This window comes from Streptomyces sp. NPDC004788, from assembly GCF_053601115.1.
This window is the reverse complement of sequence record NZ_JBSGBF010000011.1, coordinates 26980-44362: the sequence shown is the minus strand read 5'-3', so window position 1 is coordinate 44362 and position 17383 is coordinate 26980. Positions and strand designations below refer to the sequence as shown.

14 protein-coding genes are annotated in these 17383 nt (G+C 72.1%); 11 read left to right on the top strand and 3 right to left on the bottom strand.

What is annotated here, in order from left to right; genetic code table 11:
• Positions 1-159 precede the first annotated feature (159 nt).
• From ACWEJX_RS07910 to menC, 8 genes are all read left to right on the top strand, one after another.
• Positions 160-1740, top strand: a complete 1581-nt coding sequence (locus ACWEJX_RS07910) for an ABC transporter substrate-binding protein (RefSeq protein WP_451606656.1) — start codon at positions 160-162, stop codon at positions 1738-1740.
• Positions 1737-2777, top strand: coding sequence for an ABC transporter permease (locus tag ACWEJX_RS07905; protein ID WP_451606655.1), 1041 nt, complete (start codon positions 1737-1739; stop codon positions 2775-2777). The genes ACWEJX_RS07910 and ACWEJX_RS07905 overlap by 4 nt, the downstream gene beginning before the upstream one ends.
• Positions 2777-4594 (top strand): dipeptide/oligopeptide/nickel ABC transporter permease/ATP-binding protein, encoded by a 1818-nt coding sequence (locus ACWEJX_RS07900; protein ID WP_451606654.1) that lies wholly within the window; start codon positions 2777-2779, stop codon positions 4592-4594. Before ACWEJX_RS07905 ends, ACWEJX_RS07900 begins: the two co-directional genes overlap by 1 nt.
• A complete protein-coding gene (locus tag ACWEJX_RS07895) occupies positions 4591-5283 on the top strand; it encodes an ABC transporter ATP-binding protein (RefSeq protein ID WP_451606653.1) in 693 nt (230 codons plus the stop codon). The genes ACWEJX_RS07900 and ACWEJX_RS07895 overlap by 4 nt, the downstream gene beginning before the upstream one ends.
• 78 nt (positions 5284-5361) lie before the next feature.
• Positions 5362-6384: a dipeptidase gene (locus ACWEJX_RS07890; protein ID WP_451606652.1), complete on the top strand. Its 1023-nt coding sequence runs from the start codon at positions 5362-5364 to the stop codon at positions 6382-6384.
• Positions 6385-6627: 243 nt separating this feature from the next.
• Positions 6628-7710, top strand: a complete 1083-nt coding sequence (locus ACWEJX_RS07885) for a M20 family metallopeptidase (protein ID WP_451606706.1) — start codon at positions 6628-6630, stop codon at positions 7708-7710.
• Positions 7707-8468: a GNAT family N-acetyltransferase gene (locus ACWEJX_RS07880; RefSeq protein WP_451606651.1), complete on the top strand. Its 762-nt coding sequence runs from the start codon at positions 7707-7709 to the stop codon at positions 8466-8468. The genes ACWEJX_RS07885 and ACWEJX_RS07880 overlap by 4 nt, the downstream gene beginning before the upstream one ends.
• A gap of 25 nt (positions 8469-8493) precedes the next feature.
• A complete protein-coding gene (gene menC / locus ACWEJX_RS07875; protein ID WP_451606650.1) occupies positions 8494-9606 on the top strand; it encodes an o-succinylbenzoate synthase in 1113 nt (370 codons plus the stop codon).
• 72 nt (positions 9607-9678) lie between these two features.
• On the opposite strand, the gene ACWEJX_RS07870 is transcribed toward menC, so the two are convergent.
• Positions 9679-10770 (bottom strand): magnesium and cobalt transport protein CorA, encoded by a 1092-nt coding sequence (locus tag ACWEJX_RS07870; RefSeq protein ID WP_451606649.1) that lies wholly within the window; start codon positions 10768-10770, stop codon positions 9679-9681.
• Positions 10771-10926: 156 nt separating this feature from the next.
• On the opposite strand from ACWEJX_RS07870, the gene ACWEJX_RS07865 reads away from it, so the two are divergent.
• Positions 10927-12141: a winged helix DNA-binding domain-containing protein gene (locus ACWEJX_RS07865; protein WP_451606648.1), complete on the top strand. Its 1215-nt coding sequence runs from the start codon at positions 10927-10929 to the stop codon at positions 12139-12141.
• A 117-nt stretch (positions 12142-12258) separates the two neighbouring features.
• Here ACWEJX_RS07865 and ACWEJX_RS07860 read toward each other — a convergent pair whose 3' ends face one another.
• On the bottom strand, positions 12259-13104 hold the full coding sequence (locus ACWEJX_RS07860; RefSeq protein ID WP_451606705.1) for a helix-turn-helix transcriptional regulator: 846 nt from the start codon (positions 13102-13104) through the stop codon (positions 12259-12261).
• A 145-nt stretch (positions 13105-13249) separates the two neighbouring features.
• On the opposite strand from ACWEJX_RS07860, the gene ACWEJX_RS07855 reads away from it, so the two are divergent.
• Together ACWEJX_RS07855 and ACWEJX_RS07850 are read left to right on the top strand one after the other, a co-directional pair.
• The gene (locus ACWEJX_RS07855) at positions 13250-15010 is read left to right on the top strand and encodes an AMP-binding protein (protein WP_451606647.1); all 1761 of its coding nucleotides are present in this window, start codon (positions 13250-13252) and stop codon (positions 15008-15010) included.
• A complete protein-coding gene (locus tag ACWEJX_RS07850) occupies positions 15007-16629 on the top strand; it encodes an AMP-binding protein (RefSeq protein WP_451606646.1) in 1623 nt (540 codons plus the stop codon). The genes ACWEJX_RS07855 and ACWEJX_RS07850 overlap by 4 nt, the downstream gene beginning before the upstream one ends.
• On the opposite strand, the gene ACWEJX_RS07845 is transcribed toward ACWEJX_RS07850, so the two are convergent.
• Entirely contained in the window at positions 16571-17155 is a 585-nt protein-coding gene (locus ACWEJX_RS07845; RefSeq protein WP_451606645.1) for a GNAT family N-acetyltransferase, read from the bottom strand. The genes ACWEJX_RS07850 and ACWEJX_RS07845 overlap by 59 nt on opposite strands.
• Between the last annotated feature and the right edge of the window lie 228 nt (positions 17156-17383).

The following is a 17383-nucleotide window of genomic DNA, read 5'->3' as shown; positions in this document are numbered from 1 at the left end:
GGTCCGGGGCCGACGCGTCTTTGAGACCGTCGCCCGGCTTGGGATCCCGCACCCAACGAGACACGCGGCTTTCGTCGCCCCGACTGAATCAATTCCGGCCACGAGCCGCGACTGTGGGGCAACTCTCCCGCTCCAAGGAGTCCCCCTATGAAGCCCCCGATGAAAAGAGCCACGGCGATCTCCGCCTGTCTCGCGGTGTCCCTCCTTGCGGCCGGCTGCGGCAGCGTCGCGCAGGCCGGATCGTCCGGCGGTGACGCCTTCAGCTACGCGATCAAGAGCGACCCGGGACTGCTCGACCCCGCCCAGGTCCAGAACACGACCACGTACACCGCGCTGTCGCTGGCCTACGACACCCTGGTGCACGCCGGGCCCGACGGCCGGATCGTCTCCGGACTCGCCGAGAAGTGGGACGTCAGGCCCGCCTCCGTCACCTTCACCCTGCGCCGCGGCGTCACCTGCGCCGACGGAAGCCCGGTGACCGCGAGCACCGTCGCCGCCAACGTCGCCCACATCACCGACCCCGCCACCAAGTCGCCCGCGTACGGCGTCGTGGTCCCCGAAGGACTCACCGCGAAGGCGGACGACACCGCCCGCACCGTGACCCTGTCGACGCCCGAGCCCTTCGCCTTCATCCTGCAGAGCACCCGCTACCTCTTCATCGTCTGCGGGGCGGGCCTGAAGGACCGCGCCCTGCTGGCGAGCGGCACGTCCGGATCGGGCCCCTTCCGGCTCACCTCCGCCGAGCCGAACCAGAGCTACACCTTCACCAAGCGCGACGGCTACGCCTGGGGACCCGACGGGGCGAGCACCGCCGACCCCGCCATGCCCGGATCGGTCGTGCTCAAGGTCGTCGGCAGCGAGTCGACGACCGCCAACCTGCTGCAGTCCCACGAACTGAACGGCGCGCAGCTCGCCGGCCCCGACCGCGCCCGCGTCACCAACATCCCCGGCGTGACCACCACCGTCCAGGCCAACGGCACCCAGGAGTTCCTGTTCCACCAGGGCAAGGGCCACCCCGGCAGCGACCCCGCCGTGCGCAAGGCCCTGCTCCAGGCCGTCGACATGGACTCCCTCGGGGCGATCGCCACCGGCGGCACCGGCCGCACCCCCACCGGCCTGGTCATGGACCCCAAGCCCTGCCCCGGCGACACCGTCACCGGCCACCTGCCCGTCTTCGACCCGATCGAGGCCAAGTCGACGCTGCACGCCGCCGGCTGGGTCCGAGGTCCCGACGGCATCTGGGCCAAGGAAGGGAAGCGGCTCACGATCCGCATGATCTACGGCACGTCGTCGGGCGAGACGATGGCGGCCGCGGCCGAGTACCTGGCCGAGCAATGGAAGAAGATCGGCGTCGACGTGCGACTGCGGGCCGTGTCCGACGCCGCCTACGGCGAGATCGAAGCGGTCACCCAGGACTGGGACGTGGACTGGGCGCCCCTCGGCGTCACGCTGCCCACCCAGCTGTTCGGCACCCTGTCCGGCCCCTTCACCCCCGACGGCGGCAACTTCGCCCACCTCACCAACACGGAGTACGAGAAGCTCACCGCCCAGGCGAGCAAGCTGCCCGGCACCGCCGGCTGCACCCTGTGGGACCGGTCGGAGCACGCCCTGATCGAGAGCGGTGACATCGTCCCCGTCGTCGACAAGACCGTCACCGTCGCCGCCCACAACGCCACCTTCCGCATCACGTCGGGCCTCTTCGACGCGACATCGATCCGTATGACGGGAGGACGGAAGTGACCACCACGACCGATGCCCTCACCCCGCACGAGACGGCCCCGGCTGCCCCACCGCGCCGCCGCGTCCGACGCCTGACCCCGCTCTTCCTCGCGCGACAGCTGCTGCGCCTGGCCGGGTCCCTCGCCGTGCTCGTCGTCGCGTCGTTCGCGATGATCCACCTGATCCCCGGCGACCCGCTGCGCCAGATGCTCGGCCCCACCGCGCCGAAGGAACTGGTCGACCAGCGCAGGAGCGAACTCGGCCTCGACCAGCCGTTGTTGAGCCAGTTCACGCACTACGTCAAGCAGCTGTTCTCCGGAGATCTCGGAACCTCGTTCTTCTCCTCCCAGCCGGTGACCGACCTCATCGGCCAGGGCCTGCCCAACACCCTGGCCCTCGCGGTCCTCGCCACCCTCGTCGCACTCGCCGTGGCCGTACCGCTCGGCCTGTGGGCCGCCGTCCGCACCCACAACGGACGTCGGCGAGGCACCGAGACCGCCTTCACCACGCTCACCGGCGCCGCCGTCGCCATCCCCGAGTACCTCTACGGTCTGGCGCTGCTGCTCGTCCTCGCCCTGGGTCTCGGCCTGTTCCCGCCGGCCGGTCTGACCGGGTCCGCCTCCTTCGTGCTGCCCGTCACGGCCCTCGCCATCGCACCGGCGGCGATGATCGCCCGCCTGGCCCGGGTGGAGACCCTGCGCGAACTCGACACCGACTACATGCGCCTGGCCCACGCCAAGCGCCTGCCCGCATGGCGGCTGTACGCGGTGCACCTGCTGCCGAACACCCTCACCGCGACCCTGACCATGGGCGGCCTGCTGCTCAGCGGCCTGATCACCGGCAGCGTCCTGGTCGAGAACGTCTTCGCCTGGCCCGGTCTCGGCCTGCGCACCGTCGAGGCCATCACGCAGAAGGACTACCCCGTGGCGCAGGCCATGATCCTCGTCTACGGCGCGCTCGTCCTCGTCGTCAACTTCCTCGTCGACATCCTGCTCGGGATCCTCGACCCCAAGTCGACCCTGTCCACCCCGTCCGCCTCCACCCGCAGGGAGGGCTGATGCGCCGTCTGCTGAGAAACCCCGTCGGTCTGCTGGGCGCCGTACTCGTCGCCCTCATGGTCCTCCTCGCCCTCGTCGGACCGCTGATCTGGCAGGACGCCGCCGACCAGATCAACCCCAAGGAGATCAGCCAGGGAGCCTCGTCCGCGCACCTGCTCGGCACCGACGCCCTCGGCCGGGACCTGCTGGCCCGGACCCTCGTCGCCACCCGGCTGACCCTCGGCCTGGCCTTCCTCGCCACCCTGATCGGCACCGTCTCCGGCATCCTCCTCGGCACCCTGCCGCAGATCCTGCCGCGACCGGCCGGCCGCACGGTCATCGCCACGGTCGACCTCCTGGTGGCCTTCCCCACCCTGCTGCTCGCCATGTTCACCGCCGTCGTCGCCGGGCTCGGCGCGCAGGGCGCCGTCCTCGGCATCGGCGTGGCCCTCGCACCGACCTTCGCCCGGCTCACCCACACCATGACGGCGACCGTCGCGGGATCGGACTACATCGCGGCCGCCCGCATGCTGCGCGTGCCCCGCCGCCGCATCCTCACCCGGCACATCCTCCCCAACATCGCCGAACCGCTCATCCTCAACACCGCCCAGGCGATGGGCGGCGCCCTCCTCGGCCTGTCCGCGATGTCCTTCCTCGGCATGGGCGTCCAGGCACCCTCGTACGACTGGGGGCGGCTGCTCAACGAAGCCTTCGGGCACGTCTACGTCACCCCGTCCGTGGTCGTCGCGCCCGCGCTGGCCGTCACCCTCGCCGGTCTCGGCTTCATGCTGCTCGGCGACACCTTCGCCAAGGCCGCCGCCCACACGAGCGAACCCGTCGGCAAGCCCGTCGCCCCCGTGGTGACCCCCGCCCGGGACGAGCCCGTACCGGACGCCGTCCTGGAGGTACGGGACCTCACCGTCGCCTTCCCCGGCGACATCACCCCCGTACGCCAGGTGTCGCTGACCGTCCGCGAGGGCGAGATCGTCGGCCTGGTGGGCGAATCGGGCAGCGGCAAGAGCATGACCGCCGCCGCCATCGGGCAGATCGTGCCCTACCCCGGACTCGCCGGCAGCGCCCGCACGCGACTGGACGGGGTGGACCTGGACGGCCTCACGGACGCGGAGCGCCGCAAGCTGCTCGGCTCGTCCCTGGCGATGGTCTTCCAGGACCCCACCTCCTCGCTCAACCCGGCCCTGCGGGTCGGCGGCCAGCTCGCCGAAGTGGCCACCCTGCACGACGGCGTCACGCGCACCGAGGCACGGGCCCGCGCCGTCGAACGCCTCGGCACGGTCCGCATCAAGCAGCCGGCCGAGGTCGCCCGGCAGTACCCGCACGAGCTGTCCGGCGGTATGCGCCAGCGCGCCGTCATCGCGATGGGCCTGATGGGTACGCCCCGCCTGATCATCGCGGACGAGCCCACCACGGCGCTCGACGTCACCGTCCAGCGCGAGGTGCTGCGAGTGTTGCGCGAGGTGGTCGACGAGACGCGCGCCGGCGCCCTGTTCATCTCCCACGACATCGCCGTCGTCAGCGAACTGTGCGACCGGATCGCCGTCATGTACGCGGGTCGCATCGTCGAGGAACTCCCCGCCGACGGCCTTCACTACGCCCGCCACCCCTACACCCGCGCCCTGGTCGGTTCGCTGCCGGACATGGACACCGACCGGTCGGGTCCCCTCAGCACCATCCCCGGCCGCCAGCCCGCGCCCGGCGACGTCGGCGACGGCTGCGCCTTCGCCGACCGGTGCGCCTTCGTCACCGCCCGCTGCGCGATCCGGCCCAAGCTGCTCGCCCGTACGGAAGACCACTCCGTGGCCTGCTGGGAGGTCCAGTGAACATCGACCGACTCACCGTCCGATACGGCTCCTTCACCGCGGTCGACGGCGTCAGCCTGGAGGTCCCCGAGGGCTCCGTGACCGGTCTCGTCGGAGAGTCCGGCTCCGGGAAGTCCACCCTCGCCCGCGCCGTGGCCGGCCTGACGCCTTACCGGGGCACGGTCACCGGAATAGCGCCCGGACGCGTCCAGATGGTCTTCCAGGACCCGTACTCCTCGCTGAACCCGCGCATGAGCATCGGCGACGCCATCGCCGAAGGCACCCGCGTCCCGCGCGCCCAGCGCCCGGCGGAGGTCGGGCGGCTCCTCGAACGGGTCTCCCTGCCGGCCACGTACGCGGGCAAGTACCCCCGCGAACTCTCCGGCGGCCAGCGCCAGCGCGTCGCCATCGCCCGCGCCCTCGCGGCCGGGCCCGAGCTGCTCATCGCCGACGAGATCACCTCCGCCCTGGACGTCTCCGTCCAGGGAGCCGTCCTCAACCTGCTGCGCGAACTGCGCGGCGAACTCGGCCTGACCATGCTCTTCATCTCGCACAACCTCGCCGTCGTGCGGTACGTCTGCGACGCCGTCGCTGTCATGCACCACGGCCGGCTCGTGGAGTCGGGCCCCGTCGAAGAGGTGATCGGGGCGCCCCGGCACGAGTACACCCGCACCCTGCTCGACGCGGTCCCGCGCCTCGCCCGCACCTGAGCCTCCCGCTCTCGCGTCCGGCGGCCCGACACCCCGTACGGGCCGCCGGACGTCTTCCCCCTGCCCGAAAGGACCGTCGTGTCCCACGACCTCCACCACCGCGCCGTCGTCGCCGACGCGCACAACGACCTCCTCATGGCCGTCGCAGCCCGCCCCCCGAAGCGCTGGGGTGCCTTCTTCCGCGAACGATGGCTGCCCCAGCTGCGCGAGGGCGGCATCGACATCCAGGTCCTGCCCGTCTTCATCGACGACCAGTACCGCCCCGAGGGCGCGCTCCGGCAGACCCTCCGCATGATCGAGTGCGCCCACGTCCTCGCCGAGGCCAACGCCGACCAGGTCGCGCTGTGCCTGAACGGCGACGACATCGACGCGGCCCTCGCCGAGGGCAGGATCGCCCTGGTCCTCGCTCTGGAGAGCGCCCCCGGCATCGACGCCTCCGTCGAACTCTTCCCCACCCTCTTCCGGCTGGGCGTTCGGATGGCCTCTATCGCCCACTGGGGACGCACCCCGCTCGCGGACGGCAGCCGCGAGGACGCCACCGGAAGCCGGCTCACGGTGCCCGGCGTCGAGGCGCTGCGGGAGATGGAACGCCTCGGGATGCTCTTCGACATCTCCCACCTGGGAGCGAGCGGCGTCGCCCACGTCCTGGAGCTGGCCACCCGGCCGCTGATCGCCACCCACTCCTGCGCCCGCGCCCTGCGCGACCACCACCGCAACCTCACCGACGAACAGATCCGCGGCGTGGCAGCCACGGGCGGTGTGGTGTGCGTGAACTTCGTACCGGACTTCCTCACCGACGACCAGGCCAAGGTGAGCACCGACCGGATCGTCGACCACATCGAGCACATCGTCTCCGTCGCGGGGATCGACCACGTCGGCCTCGGCTCGGACTTCGTACGCGAGGTCATGACGGACGTCACCCCGCCCTGCTGCGAGAACCTCGACGACGAGGACCCGATGTTCGACTTCCCCGGCCTCGAAGGCCTTGCCGGAATGCCCCTGGTGACCGAGGCACTCCTCCGTCGAGGACTGCCGGAAACGGACATCCTGAAGATCCTCGGCGGGAACATGCGGCAACTCATGACCAAGCACATGGGCTGACAGCCGACGCTGCCGCGGTGCCCGGCGGGTCGTACGAACCGCCGGGCACCGGCCGTTCCACGGCCATTGGGTCCCCGGTACGAATCGGGCGCCCAGGTTGTCACCGCGCCACCAACCGGGCCGTGTCCGGCCTGCCTAGCGTGGCGGTCATCCCCACCTGGAGGAACCACCGTGCCGGTTGACCAAGAACCCCACCCCCTGCGAGCGGACCACGCGTCCGCCCCCGTACCCGAGCTCGACGCCATGCTCGCCGACCTCGAAGAGCTCGTCACCTGCGAGTCGTACTCCGCCGACCACGCCGCTGTGGCCCGCAGCGCGCGGGTGGTCGCCGAGCAGGGCGGCCGACTGCTCGGCGCCCGCCCGGAGACGCTCGTGACCGACGGCGTCACGCACGTCCAGTGGACCTTCGGAACCCCGCGCGTCCTGCTCCTGGGCCACCACGACACCGTCTGGCCGATCGGCTCCCTCAAGACCCACCCCTGGTCGGTGGAGCAGGGCATCGCCCGCGGTCCCGGCGTCTTCGACATGAAGGCCGGCCTGGTCCAGATGTTCCACGCACTGGCCGCCCTGCCCTCCCTCGACGGGGTGTGCGTCCTCGTCACGGGCGACGAGGAGGTCGGCTCGGACACCTCCCGCCCGCTCATCGAGGACCTGGCGCGTCAGTGCACGGCCACCTTCGTCCTGGAGCCCTCCGCACCCGGAGGCGCACTCAAGACCGGCCGCAAAGGCGTCTCCCTCTACGACATCACGGTCCACGGCCGCGCCGCCCACTCCGGGCTCGAACCCGAGAAGGGCATCAACGCGGCGACCGAACTCGCCCACCAGATCCTCGCCCTCAGCCGGATCGCCGACACGGTGACCGCCGAGACCGGGCCGGGGACGACGGTCACCCCCACGCTTGCCTCGGCGGGCACCGCGAACAACACCGTTCCCGCCCGCGCCGACCTCAGCGTGGACGTACGCGTCCCCAGCGCCGCAGCCCAGGACGCTGTCGACCAGCTGATCAGGACCCTGCGGCCCGAACTGCCCGACGCGCGCCTGAACATCACCGGCGGCCCCAACCGGCCGCCCCTGGACCCCGACGCCGCACGCGGGCTCTTCGCCCTGGCCGGCGACATCGCCACGCGACTCGGCCTCGGCCCCCTGCGGCAGGCGGCCGTCGGCGGCGCCTCCGACGGCAACTACACCGCCGGAGTCGGCTGCCCCACCCTCGACGGCCTCGGCGCCGTCGGCGACGGCGCCCACGCCGACCACGAGCACGTCGTCACCGCCACGATGCCGGCCCGCGCCCGGCTCCTGGCCCACCTCGTCGGAGCGATGCGGTGACCGCACTCGACGTCCGGGAACTCCACGCCATGGAGGACCTCGACACCGTCAGCCGCCTCTACGCCGGCATATGGGGCACGGCCGCCGACAGCCCGCCCGTCTCCGCCGAGGTGATGCGCGCCCTGTCCCACGCGGGCAACTACGTGGCCGGCGCCTACGAGCAGGGCCGCCTGGTCGGCGCCTCCGTCGGCTTCTACGGCGACCCCGTCGGCACCACCCTGCACTCCCACATCACGGGCGCCTCCCAGGGCCGCGGCATCGGCCTCGCCCTCAAACTGCACCAGCGCCAATGGGCCCTCGCCCGCGGACTGGGGCGCATCACCTGGACCTACGACCCGCTGATACGCCGCAACGCCTACTTCAACCTCGTCAAGCTCGGCGCCCGCCCCGAGGAGTACCTGCGGTCCTTCTACGGCGCCATGGACGACGCGATCAACGGCGGCGACGAGTCCGACCGCGTCCTGACCGCCTGGGACCTGACCGCGCCCGCGGGGCCGTACACCTTCGACCTGCCCGCCGACGTCGCCCGTGGTGTCCGCAACGACGACGGCCGCCCCGTGATCGGCCCGACCGACGCCCACACCGTCCTCATCGACCTTCCCGACGACATCGAGTCCCTGCGCCGCACCGACCCGGGCGCCGCCCGCGACTGGCGGCTGGCCGTACGGCACACCCTCGGCGGCCTGCTCGCCGAGGGAGCCCGCGTCGCCGGCCTCCACGACCGCCGCAGCTACGTCATCCACCGCACCACCCCCTGACCAACGCCCCAGGAGCCACCCGCACATGAAGACCACGATCTCCGGCGTCGAACTGCGCCGCATCGCGATGCCGCTCGTCGCCCCGTTCCGGACCTCCTTCGGCGTCGAGACCAGCCGTGACGTCCTGCTCGTCCGTGTCGTCACCTCCGACGGAGTCGAGGGCTGGGCGGAGTGCGCGGCCATGTCCGAGCCCCGCTACTGCTCCGAGTACGTCGACGGAGCACAGGACGTCCTGCGCCGCTTCCTCGTCCCGGCCCTGTCCGGGAACCGGGTGGACGCGGCGTCCGTCGGGCGCGCGCTCGAACCGTTCACGGGCCACCACATGGCCAAGTCGGTGCTGGAGACAGCGGTCCTCGACGCCCAGCTCCAACTGGCGGGCGAGTCCTTCGGCGATCACCTCGGTGCGGCGCGCGACCGCGTCCCCTGCGGTGTCTCCGTCGGCATCATGGAGTCGATACCCGAACTCCTCGACGCGGTGGAGGGATACGTCGCCGAGGGCTATGTCCGGATCAAGCTGAAGATCGAACCCGGCTGGGACGTCGAGCCGGTCCGCGCCGTCCGCGAGCGCTTCGGCGACGACCTCCTCCTCCAGGTGGACGCCAACGCCGCCTACACCCTGGTCGACGCACAACAGCTCGCCAAGCTCGACGACTTCGGCCTCCTGCTGATCGAACAGCCCCTCGCCAACGACGACATGGTCCAGCACGCCCAGCTCGCCAGACTGCTGCGCACCCCGATCTGCCTGGACGAGTCCATCGAGTCCGCCGCCGACGCCGCCGCGGCCATCTCGCTGGGCGCCTGCTCGATCATCAACATCAAGCCGGCCCGCGTCGGCGGCTACCTCGAAGCCCGCCGCATCCACGACATCGCCCGCGCCCACGGCGTCCCGGTCTGGTGCGGCGGCATGCTGGAGACCGGCATCGGCCGCGCCGCCAACATCGCCCTGGCGGCCCTCCCCGGCTTCACCCTCCCCGGCGACACCTCGGGCTCCCACCGTTACTTCGCCACGGACATCACGAAGCCGTTCGTCCTGGCGGACGGCCACCTCGACGTCCCCACGGGCCCGGGCCTCGGCATCGAGCCGCTCCCCGACGTCCTGAAGGAGGTCACCACCTCCACCGAGTGGATCGAGCTCTGACCTCTTCACCGAGAACGGCCGATCCCCCCGAAGGCTCCCTGGACGCGACCACGACCAGGGAGCTTTTGCCCCCTACAGCCAGCCTCTCCGCTTGAAGATCACGTACAGACTGACGCACACCACCCCCATCAAGCCGATGGCGAAGGGGTATCCGAGGCCCCAGCGCAGCTCCGGCATGGAGTCGAAGTTCATGCCGTAAATGGTTCCCACCAGTGTGGGGGCGAAGAGAATGGCCGCCCAGCTTGAGATCTTCTTGATCTCCTCGTTCTGCTCGAAACCCGCCTCCGCCAACGCCCGCATCTCCGCGTTCTGTTGCTGGGTGACCAGGGTGGCGTTGACCGTGAGGATCTCGGTGAGGGCCTGACGGAAGCCGTCGACGCGTTCGCTGGTGTGCGTGACGTGGTCGGCGACGTCGCGGAGATAGCGCTGGAGTTCCTCGTCGGTGCCGTATTTGGCGAAACCGGCCATGAGGCCGTGGAGCATGCCGACCAGGGGGCGGGTGGCGCGCTGGAACTCGACCATTTCGCGGGAGAGTTCGTAGATGCGGCGGGAGACCGCGGGGTCGCCGCCGAAGACCTCGGTCTCGATCTCGTCGATGTCGTTCTGGACGCCGGCGACGACCGGGGCGTAGCCGTCGACGACCGCGTCGAGGATGGCGTAGAGGACGGCCTCGGGGCCGAGGGCGAGGAGTTCGGGGGTCTGTTCCATGCGGCGGCGGACGGCGGAGAGGTCCGGGGCGGCGCCGTGGCGGACCGTGATGAGGAAGTCGGGGCCGACGAAGACGTGCAGTTCGCCGAAGTCCACCTCCTCCGGGGCGTCGAGGTAGCGGGCGGCGCGCAGGACGACGAAGAGGGTGTCGCCGTAGCGTTCGAGCTTGGGGCGCTGGTGGGCCTCCATCGCGTCCTCGACGGCGAGCTCGTGCAGGTCGAACTCGGCGGCGAGGGAGTGGAGTTCGGCCGCGGTCGGGCGGTGCAGGCCGATCCAGGCCATGCCGTCGGGATGCTCGCGCAGCTGGCGGAAGGTCTCCGCGAGGGTGGCCGGGGAGGAGACGTGGCGGCCGTCGCGGTACAGGGTCGCCTGGACCACGCTCGGCCGGTCGGGTCCGGGATCCGCGGGCGGCTCGGCGGCGTGGTGCCGGGCCGTGCTCGGGCGGCGGTCGGTCATCGCTCGGGCCTCCTGGAAAGTCGGGGGATCTCCCGGGTTCGCAGGATATACGGGTGGAAATCGGGCCATCGTGCCGACATTCCTGCCGCGGCGCCGGGTCGATGCGGCCGCCCAGGCGGACAGGATCTGACCTCGATCGGCGTTAGCGTGCCGTCCATGGCCCCCAAGACGACGCCTCCGCTCCTCTCCACCCGCGCCCTCAACCGCGCCACCCTCGACCGCCAGCTCCTGCTGTGCCCCGCCCCGCTCGGCGCCGAGGAGGCCGCCCACCACCTCGTCGGCCTCCAGGCGCAGAACACCAAGCCCCCGTACTACGCGCTCGCCGCCCGCCTCGACGGCTTCCGGCCCGAGGAGCTGTCCCGGCTGATGGAGTCCCGCCGGGTCGCCAGGATCGTCTCGCTCCGCTCCACCGTCCACACCCACACCGCCGCCGACGCCGTCCCCCTCCGCCGGCTCGTCCAGGACGGAGCCGTCGACCGCGAGCTGAAGATGTTCCGCAAGGGGCTCACCGGCGTCGACCTCGACCGGCTCACCGAACTGACCGCCGCCTACGTCGACGAGCGGCCCCGCACCCCCAAGGAACTGCGCGAGCACCTCGGGGCGGAGTGGCCCGACGCCGACCCGCAGGCCCTCGGCATCGCCGCCCGCTGCCTGCTGCCGATGGTCCAGGTCACGCCGCGCGGGCTGTGGAGGAGGAGCGGGCAGGTGGCCCTCACGAGCGCCACCCACTGGTTCGGCGAGAGGGAGGAATCCGGTGGGTCCAGCGAGTCCGGTGGGTCCGGTGGGTCCGGTGGGTCCGGTGGGTCCAGCGAGTCCGGTGGGTCCGGTGGGTCCAGCGAGTCCGGTGAGTCCGGCGCCGCGGACCTCGACCTCACCGTCCTGCGCTACCTCCGCGCCTTCGGCCCCGCCTCCGTCAAGGACATGCAGACCTGGTGCGGGCTCACCCGACTCCGCCCCGCCTTCGAGCGGCTGCGGCCGGACCTCCTCGTCTTCCGCGACGAGCGCGGCACCGAGCTCTTCGACCTCCCCGACGCCCCGCGCCCCGACGCCGACACTCCCGCGCCGCCCCGCTTCCTGCCCGAGTACGACAACCTGCTGCTCTCCCACGCCGACCGCACCCGGGTCGTGCCCGCCGACCACCGCACCCGCACGTGGACCGGCAACCAGGCCCACCGCGTCTTCCTCCTCGACGGCTTCCTCGCCGGGATCTGGCACCTGGAGGAGGGCAGGGAGCGCACCGTCATGACCGTCGAGGCCTTCACCCGGCTCACCAAGGCCGAGCGCGCGGCACTCACCGCCGAGGCCGAGCGAACCCTGCGCCTGCTCGCCCCCGAGGACATCCCGTACGAGATCCGGTACGCGGCTGCGTAGGGCAGCCGCGCCGGCCTCCACCTCCCAGGGCGGCGTCCCCCCCCGGGCAGCGTCCCCGAGGGCTGCGCCCCCGCGGGGCGGCGTCCCCGAGGCTGCGTTCCCCAGGGCAGTGTCCCCTTAGGGCAGCGCCCCCGCCCGGCGCGCCGCCACCACCGCCTCCAGGCGCGTGTGCGCCCCCAGCTTCCGCATCGCCGAGCGCAGATAGCCCTTCACCGTCTCCGGGCGCAGCCCGAGCCGCTCCGCCACGGCCGCGTTCGTCGCCCCCGACGCCACCGCCGCCAGGACGTCCGTCTCGCGCGGGGTGAGCGTGACCCCGGAGGACCGCCGGTCGGCGGCGCCGGAGGCGTTCTCCAGGCGCCCGCACACCGCCCACAGGCGTTCCCGCAGCTCCGGGTCTGCCACCTTCGGCGCGAGCTCGCGCAGCTCCCCGTACGCCTGCCGCATCTCCTCGCGCTCGGCCATGAGCCGGCGCACCTCGTCCTGTACGGCGAGCGCCTGCTCCACGTCGCGCGCCGCCGCGACCGCCGCGTCGAAGACGCGCTCGCCGATGGGCAGGGCGTCGCGCAGCGCCCCGTACAGGACACCCCGTACCTTTCGGCGTACGACGACGGGCACCGCGATCACCGAGCGCAGCCCCTCCGCGGAGACCGGGCCGTCGTACTCGTGCGTGATGTGCCGGGCCGAGGCGTAGTCGGTGACCGCGCACGGCCGGGACAGGGCCAGGCACTTGCCGCCGAGGCCGGAGCCGGTCGAGATGGCGAGGCCGCGCAGGGCCGGCGTCACCGCGCCGTGCAGCTCCGCGATCCGCATCGCGGAGCCGTCGTGGAGCAGCCCGCCGAACGCCACCTGGAGCCCCGTGGCGCGGCGCAGCCGCAACAGGGCGTCGCGCAGCTCCGCCGATTCGGCCGTTTCCGGGACGGGTGCCGACACGTGCCCCGGGACGCGCTCGGAGACATGGGCCATGGCGTGCTCAGGGGCCTGCTCCGGCACGTTGTTCTCCTTCGTCGCGGCCTTCACCCCCGAACGGGGGTAGTGAGACCTGGGTCACTGATTACACGATGTCCGAGGCCGGTCCCGCAACGGATCGGTCCCGCCACGAGGAGGACGCATGACCACGACGAGCGCGACGGAGGCGACGGAGAGGTTCCGGGCCGCCCGCGACTTCCTGCTCCAGCACCGGGAGGACTACGAGACGGCGTACGCCGGTTTCGCCTGGCCCCGCCCCGACCGGTTCAACTGGGCGCTCGAATGGTTCGACGTCATCGCCGCGGGCAACGACCGCACCGCCCTGCACATCGTCGAGGAGGACGGGCAGGAGACGAAGCTGAGCTTCGCCGAGATGTCCGACCGGTCCGACCGGGTCGCGAACTGGCTGCGCGCCCAGGGCGTGCGGGCCGGCGACCGGATGATCGTCATGCTCGGCAACCAGGTCGAGCTGTGGGAGACCATGCTCGCCGCGATGAAGCTGCGCGCCGTCGTCATCCCCGCCACCCCGCTGCTCGGCCCCGCCGACCTGCGCGACCGCGTCGACCGCGGGCGGGCCCGGCACGTGCTGGTACGGGCCGAGGACGCCGCCAAGTTCGACGACGTGCCCGGCGACTACACCAGGATCGCGGTCGGCGGCGAGCCCGACGGGAAGACCGGCGGCGACGGAAGTGGCGCGGGCGACGGCACCGGCGCGGACACCGGCACCGGCACCGGCACCGGCTGGCTCGCCTACGAGCACGCCTACGCCGAGTCGCCGGTCTTCGAGCCCGACGGCGTCACCTCGGCCGACGACACCCTGATGCTCTACTTCACCTCCGGCACCACCGCCCGCCCCAAGCTCGTCGAGCACACCCACACCTCGTACCCCGTCGGCCACCTCGCCACCATGTTCTGGATCGGCCTCAAGCCCGGCGACGTCCACCTCAACATCTCCTCGCCCGGCTGGGCCAAGCACGCCTGGTCCAACCTCTTCGCCCCGTGGAACGCCGAGGCGACCGTCTTCATCCACAACTACAGCCGCTTCGACCCGGCCCGTCTGATGGCCGAGATGGACCGGCACGGCGTCACCAGCTTCTGCGCCCCGCCGACCGTCTGGCGCATGCTGATCCAGGCCGACCTCGGGCAGCTCGCCACCCCGCCGCGCGAGGTCGTCGCCGCCGGCGAGCCGCTCAACCCCGAGGTCATCGAGAGCGTCCGGCGCGCCTGGGGCGTCACCATCCGCGACGGCTTCGGCCAGACCGAGACCGCCGTGCAGGTCTCCAACAGCCCCGGCCAGCGGCTCAAGGAGGGCTCGATGGGCCGGCCCAGCCCCGGCTTCCGCGTCACCCTCGTCGATCCGGTCAGCGGCACGCCCGACGTCGAGGAGGGCGAGATCTGCCTGGACCTCGCCGCGAACCCGGTGGGCCTGATGACCGGCTACCACGGCGACCCGGAGCGTACGGCCGAGGCCATGGCCGGCGGCTACTACCGCACCGGTGACATCGGCGCACGCGACGCGGACGGCTACATCACGTACATCGGCCGCGCCGACGACGTCTTCAAGGCCAGCGACTACAAGATCTCGCCCTTCGAGCTGGAAAGCGCCCTGCTCGAACACGAGGCCGTCGCCGAGGCCGCCGTCGTCCCCGCCCCCGACCCGCTGCGGCTCGCCGTCCCCAAGGCGTACGTGGTCCTCGCGGCCGGCTGGGAGCCGGGCCCCGACACCGCCAAGGCGCTGTTCGCGCACTCACGCGAGGTCCTCGCGCCGTACAAGCGGATCCGCCGCATCGAGTTCGCCGACCTGCCGAAGACGGTCTCCGGCAAGATCCGCCGCGTCGAGCTGCGCAAGCTCACGGCGGACGGCCAGACGGGCACCGAGTACGTGGAAGGAGACCTGGCATGACGACCGGGACCGCGGGCCTGTCGGAACTCTCGTACGCGCACGGGGTGTCCGACACGCCCCTCCTCGGCGACACCATCGGCGCCAACCTCGACCGCGCCGTCGCCACCTGGCCCGAGCGCGAGGCCCTGGTCGACGTCCCGACGGGACGGCGCTGGACGTACGCGCGGTTCGGCGCCGACGTCGACCGGCTGGCCGACGCGCTGCTCGGCAGCGGGGTGCGCAAGGGCGACCGGGTCGGCATCTGGGCGGTCAACTGCGCCGAGTGGGTGCTCGTCCAGTACGCCACCGCCCGCATCGGAGCCGTCATGGTCAACATCAACCCGGCCTACCGCGCCCACGAGTTGGAGTACGTGCTCCGGCAGGCCGGCATCACGCTGCTCTTCGCCTCGCTCAGCCACAAGACGAGCGACTACCGGGCGATGGTCGAGCAAGTGCGCGGCAGCTGCCCGGAGTTGCGGGAGGCCGTCTACTTCGGCGACGCGAGCTGGGACGAACTCCTGGGCCGTACCGCTCCGGAGGGTGTGGTCCCGGCCGGGCTCTCCTGCGACGAGCCGGTCAACATCCAGTACACCTCGGGCACCACCGGCTTCCCCAAGGGCGCCACCCTCTCCCACCACAACATCCTCAACAACGGTTATTTCGTTGGCGAGATGATCGCCTACACCGAGCAGGACCGGATCTGCATCCCGGTGCCCTTCTACCACTGCTTCGGCATGGTGATGGGCAACCTCGCCGCCACCTCGCACGGCGCCTGCATGGTGATCCCGGCCGCGTCCTTCGACCCGGCCGCCACCCTGCGCGCGGTGCAGGAGGAGCGCTGCACCTCGCTCTACGGGGTGCCGACGATGTTCATCGCCGAGCTCAACCTGCCCGACTTCGCCTCGTACGACCTCTCCACGCTCCGCACCGGCATCATGGCGGGCTCGCCGTGCCCGGTGGAGGTGATGAAGCGGGTGGTCGCCGAGATGAACATGGCCGAGGTGTCGATCTGTTACGGCATGACGGAGACCTCCCCGGTCTCCACCCAGACCCGCCGCGACGACGACCTGGAGCGGCGCACCGGCACCGTCGGCCGGGTCATGCCACACGTCGAGGTGAAGATCACCGACCCGGCGACCGGCCTCACCGTCCCGCGCGGCACGGCCGGCGAGCTGTGCACCCGCGGCTACAGCGTGATGCTCGGCTACTGGGACGAGCCCGCGAAGACGGCGGAGGCGATCGACGCCGGCCGCTGGATGCACACCGGCGACCTGGCCGTGATGCGCGAGGACGGCTACGTCCAGATCGTCGGCCGCATCAAGGACATGATCATCCGCGGCGGTGAGAACGTGTATCCGCGGGAGATCGAGGAGTTCCTCTACGGCCACGCCAAGATCGCCGACGTGCAGGTCGTCGGCGTCCCCGACGAGCGGTACGGCGAGGAGATCCTGGCCTGCGTGATCCCGCGCGACCCGGCCGACCCGCCGACCCTGGAGGAGATCACGGCCTTCTGCCGGGACCGCCTCGCGCACTACAAGATCCCGCGCCGGGTGGAGATCCTGGCCGAGTTCCCGATGACGGTCAGCGGGAAGGTACGGAAGGTGGAACTCCGGGAGCGGTACGGGACGGCGGAGCGCTGACGCGGACCGCCGCCACCTCGCGGCGCATGCAGACGCGGGGCCAGGCGGCCAGACCGTGGGCCGCCTCGGCCAGGCTGATCTCGCGCAGGCCCTCGGTGAGCGCGGGATCGCCCTCGTCGAGGCGACGGAAGCCGAGCCGCGTGTAGTACGGGGCGTTCCAGGGGACGTCGGCGAAGGTCGTCAGGGTCAGCGCGCTCAGGCCCTGCTCCCGCGCGGCGGCCGCGAGGTGCTCGATGAGCGCCCGCCCGACGCCCCGCCCGGCCGCGTCCGGGTGCACCGAGACCTGCTCGATGTGCGCGGCGCCGTCCACCGTGTCGGCCAGCAGATACGCGACGGGCCGCCCGCCCGTCTCCTCCACCGCCACCCACGCCCGGCCCGCGCTGCGATAGCCCTCCAGGACGTCCAGCGGCAGGGGTTCGTCGTCGGCGATCTCCCCCATCCCGAGAGCGCGGAACGCCTCACCCGCGGCGCGTTCGATGTCCTGGAGCAGAGGGAGTTCGGCCGCTTCGGCCACTCGGATGCGCATACGCCAGTATGGCGCGGCGGGGGTGGACGCGGGGCCGGAGACGGTCTGAAGGGCTGGGCCGAGCCGGGCCGGGCCTCGGGCCCCGGTCTCGGCCTCCGGCTCGGCCCGGGCCTTGGGCCCCGGTCTCGGCCCCGCACTCCGTCCCCGGCCTCCGCCTCGGCCCGCCCTGGGCCTGGCCCCCGGCCTGGGCCTCCCGCCTCGGCCCGGGCCTTGGCGGCCCGCCCCGGA